Source organism: Aneurinibacillus sp. UBA3580 (assembly GCF_002375825.1).
In the GTDB taxonomy this organism is placed as follows: domain Bacteria; phylum Bacillota; class Bacilli; order Aneurinibacillales; family Aneurinibacillaceae; genus Aneurinibacillus; species Aneurinibacillus danicus.
Genome location: NZ_DFMZ01000044.1, coordinates 31,283 through 35,324, shown reverse-complemented (window position 1 = coordinate 35,324; position 4,042 = coordinate 31,283). Strand labels below are relative to the sequence as shown.

General features: G+C 48.6%; 4 protein-coding genes and 1 pseudogene. All 5 read right to left on the bottom strand.

The genetic code is table 11. The annotated features are described in order from the left end of the window. Positions 1-82 (bottom strand): annotated as a pseudogene (locus tag B2899_RS07060) (sulfur reduction protein DsrE); the annotation flags it as partial. Positions 83-143: 61 nt separating this feature from the next. After that, entirely contained in the window at positions 144-1,277 is a 1,134-nt protein-coding gene (locus B2899_RS07055; RefSeq protein ID WP_146810108.1) for an MBL fold metallo-hydrolase, read from the bottom strand. Between the two features lie 36 nt (positions 1,278-1,313). Beyond that, entirely contained in the window at positions 1,314-2,093 is a 780-nt protein-coding gene (locus B2899_RS07050) for a sulfite exporter TauE/SafE family protein (protein ID WP_286884658.1), read from the bottom strand. Positions 2,094-2,505: 412 nt separating this feature from the next. Continuing rightward, positions 2,506-3,750 (bottom strand): cell wall-binding repeat-containing protein, encoded by a 1,245-nt coding sequence (locus B2899_RS07045; protein WP_286884656.1) that lies wholly within the window; start codon positions 3,748-3,750, stop codon positions 2,506-2,508. 78 nt (positions 3,751-3,828) lie between these two features. Continuing rightward, a partial coding sequence (locus B2899_RS07040) for an ATP-binding protein (RefSeq protein WP_286884654.1) occupies positions 3,829-4,042 on the bottom strand: 214 nt, incomplete at its 5' end.

Sequence of the window (4,042 nt, the reverse complement as noted above, 5' to 3'; positions counted from 1 at the left end):
CAGCCGCCGTTGCGATGTTGAATACTTTGTAAGCGTCAAACATACCTCCGTTGCTTGCGATGATGGCTACTCGTTTTGTCATAATAAACCTCTCCTTTACGAATGTTATAAATAAGCTATCCTAATAGAAGGATGCACATTTCTCATGAATGATGGACAGCGCAGCGATTCGGCCCGATTTCAAGCTGGGTGGCCACTTCGTCCGCCACATGAACGACTCCACGATTAATCTGTATAATCTCTTCATAATTCGGCGGTGTGGCACCGGATGCGCCGGCTACCATTTCCGTGAACTGTTCACGGTTTTCTGTACGCATAACCTCATTGTTGGCCCGAATATCTCCGAGACGCGCGACGACGACGCCCTCTTCATTAATTTCCTTAATGTGCGCATAATGCGTAGGTAACACCCATGTACTATCGGACAGATTGGCAATATGGGTAAACACTGTATCATACAGAGATTGGGCCCATTCACGTGCCTTGCCGCCCAAGTCCGGACGCCCGATCCCGCCTACGAAAATGGTGTCGCCGGACAGCAGATATCGATCATTCACCAGGAAGGATACGCTGCCTGGGGTATGGCCCGGTGTCGGAATCGCCACGACTTTCACCTGGGTATTTCCTACCTGTATCTTCTGATCATCTTCTAGTGGCTCGTACGGAATTTCATCAGCTCCTTGCATCTCGCTGCGGGAGATATAATATACGGCACCTGTACGCTTAGCAAGTTCCGGACCACCGGAAATATGGTCGGCATGCAGATGGGTATCCGCGATGCGCGTAATTTTCACCTGCTCCTGCTCAGCCAGCTTTAGGTATTCCTCAAAGTGGCGGCCCGGGTCAACGACCATCGCTTCTCCGTCAGAGATAATCATGTACGACAAACAACCTTTCGCAAGACGGTTCACTTGAATTATTTTCATGTCTTTGTCTTCTGTTACCGTCACCGGGTGATAAAACTGGCTCCACTCCAGCATGCCTTCCTCAAGGTAGCTCACATGATAGCCACGTTCCGCAAGCATCTCCCCAATCATTTTGGCGCTGCCGCCCTTGGCACAGATAACGACAATCTCTGTATCCTTCGGCAACGAATGGTAAATGTCCTCATTGTCATCAAGGAAATCAAAGTACGGAATGTTCACCGAGGTCAGATGCTTATGTTCAATCTTCCAATCGTTGTAGTCCTCCGTGTTTCGTACATCTAGAATGAATATGGGTTGCCCGCTGTTGATGTTGTTATGCAGTTCTTTTGCGCTAATCGCTTTAACTTCCATGTAAATCCCTCCTTTATATTTTTAAAGATTTAAGGTTTAAGCTAAAATATCCAGCCAGATTTTAATGGCGGAACCAACAATTAATGCGGACAAAATGGCGCGTAGCACTTTCGCATGGACCTTCGTGCTCAGCTTCGCACCGACTGGCGCTGCGAGCATGCTGGCGATTACCATGACAACTGACGGCCAGAACAGCACATCCCCCGCCATTACTTTTCCTATTGTCGCTCCAATGGATGAGATGAATGTAATCGCAAGCGACGAAGCAATCGTAATTCTCGTCGGGATTTTCAAGATGATGAGCATAATCGGCACAAGAATAAAGGCCCCGGCTGCCCCGACAATCCCGGATGTCACGCCGACAATCAGTGCGGAAATGACGGCTACAGTACGGTTGAATGCTACCTGTTCCATCGGAATGTCATCAAGACCTTTCTTCGGCCCAAACATCATGACTGCCGCAATAGTTGCCAGGATAGCATAGACAAAGTTAATCGCGTCCGCCGACAAAAACTTGCCGCCGTAGCCCCCGGCAAAGCTGCCAAGAATAATTGCTACACCCATATAGCCGACAAGCTTATAGTGAATCACATTTTCCTTCCTAAGCGCCATGACACCGGCGAATGTGGCGAAGAATACCTGCACCGCGCTAATGCCGGATACTTCGTGCGCCGTATAGGCCGCCACGCCGACTAACGGCGGAACGTATAACAGCAGGGGATATTTAATAATGGAACCGCCGATGCCAACCAAGCCTGAGATGAACGAGCCGAGAAAACCGATAAGAAATAGTGTAATAGCTAAACCAAGTGTCATAGTCTCTCCCTCCCTCTTACTATCAAGTCATACATCATGCTTTCATCGTTTGTTATCACACAACTTTACCGGTCCAGCTATTCATCCCGCCCAGCAGTTTTTTTCACTGTCATATGCCTCCGGGCCATCAAATACTCGCAGGCGCTTGTTTTTCCAATACTCGCCGAGTCAGCATGTTTACCACTTTCATCCTTCTTTTCTCCTCTTCTTGTTTTTCATCTGTTTCGATTAGTTTATCTTTATTACCCCATGGGGTATATACGGTTGTGGGTATATTATTAAACAGATTTGATTTTTTGTCAACGGTTTTTCTTCAAAGCCGAAAGCCAAAAAGGCCGGGAAGCTCTCCCGGCCTTTTTGCATTTATACATAAAGAGAAAATCGCCTGGCTTGTTTCTAAGCAGTCTTCTCTTCATTCGTGCTGGCTATGATCCATATTCATATGATCATGACCACCGTGACCCTTACCGTTCGCAGCCTCAATCTCAATCAGATGATCCAAATCCCCTTGTTGTTCATCGGAAACCCAATCGCTGCCACCGACAATATACATATGGTTATACGGCCCTTCAGTCGGCTCTTTCTTAAAGAGCGGCTTCAATTCTTTCAGATACGTGAGCAGCGTTTCCGGTGCTTTCTCCTTTTCTGTCAACAGCAGCGGCGCATGCTTACCGCGGTGTGCAAACGGCAGGGCCGGCAGCGACTTGCTTATGTTCTCCACATTTACCAAAACCAGGCCATGACCCGGCTGTGTAATGCCCCAGCCAAATCCGGTTTTGGCATCTTTATACTTGGCAAATGCAATGGCGTTCGCCACCGGATCATTGCCTGAAATGCGGATAACATTGCCATGTTTTTTCAAATCATTTTCCACCTGTTTGCTCACCGCGTCTTCCGGCCCGAGCAGATAGATGTTGGCTTTGCCGTTCCGTCTCTTCAGCGCGGCTTCGGTCTCAGCCGGAATTTTGTCTTTGGTTACATACAAAAGCGGCTCCGGCATATGAGAAATCCAGCTGCCGGCAGGTGCGGCAAACTCCGCTTTTTCGGACGTAGAAACGACAACCGATTGCGGCAGTTCTCCGTCGACGGATGCGTAATATTCATCAATGGCTGCCGCAATCTTTTCCGGTGTCTCGCCTTTGATTTCTTTTACTTTAAGCGAAGCATCCGTGATTTGTTTTACGGCGTTTGCCTCCATCCCAATCGTGATGACCTGCGTTCCGTCCTGCGCTCCTTTCGGATTGAGACGTTTGATTTCATTCAGCACCACTTCCGATACTTTGCCTTTTTCCGTTACAAGCAGCGGGCCATCACTTGGATGATGCACCAAATCCAGTCCGACCAGCTGCGTTTGCCAGTTGTCGCTTGGAGCCAACAGGACAACATTCGGCTTCGTTCCGTTCGCCGTTGCGGGCCAAATCATCCTGGAAGCCGATAATGCGATTTCTTCTGCGCTACCTCCCGTAATGCGTGTAGTATTTTTCGTAGCAAGCATGGCCTGAGCCGTATCCGCTTTTCCGGCTGTGCTCTCCTGCCGCGTCTGCTCTGCAGCCGGTTTTGGCTGCTGTTCACTTCCCTGCGTACTGCATCCAGCCACCAGTACACCAGTAGCCAGCAGCGTGACACTGGCCCATCTTACCAAAGGAATTTTTATCATGGCTGCTTCTCACCTCTTCATATTGGGAAAATGTCTGTCTATACTATACCCAGCATTTGTGAAGAAAATATGATGAAATCAAAGTTCTTCATCTTTTTTTAGTGGCAGCCCCACAATAAATGTCGAACCTCTTCCTTTCACACTTTCGATAGAGAGCGAGCCGTTATGTTTTCGAATAATTTCCTGGCTAATGGCAAGTCCGAGTCCGGTTCCTCCCGTCTCCTTGGAACGGGATTTTTCTACCCGATATAAGCGCTCCGTAAGATACGGAAGCTCCTCCTCAGGAATGCCC

Coding starts and splice junctions, on each gene's coding strand:
- B2899_RS07055 (WP_146810108.1), bottom strand. CDS start 1,277: ATGGAAGTTAAAGCGATTAGCGCAAAAGAACTGCATAACAACATCAAC.
- B2899_RS07050 (WP_286884658.1), bottom strand. CDS start 2,093: ATGACACTTGGTTTAGCTATTACACTATTTCTTATCGGTTTTCTCGGC.
- B2899_RS07045 (WP_286884656.1), bottom strand. CDS start 3,750: ATGATAAAAATTCCTTTGGTAAGATGGGCCAGTGTCACGCTGCTGGCT.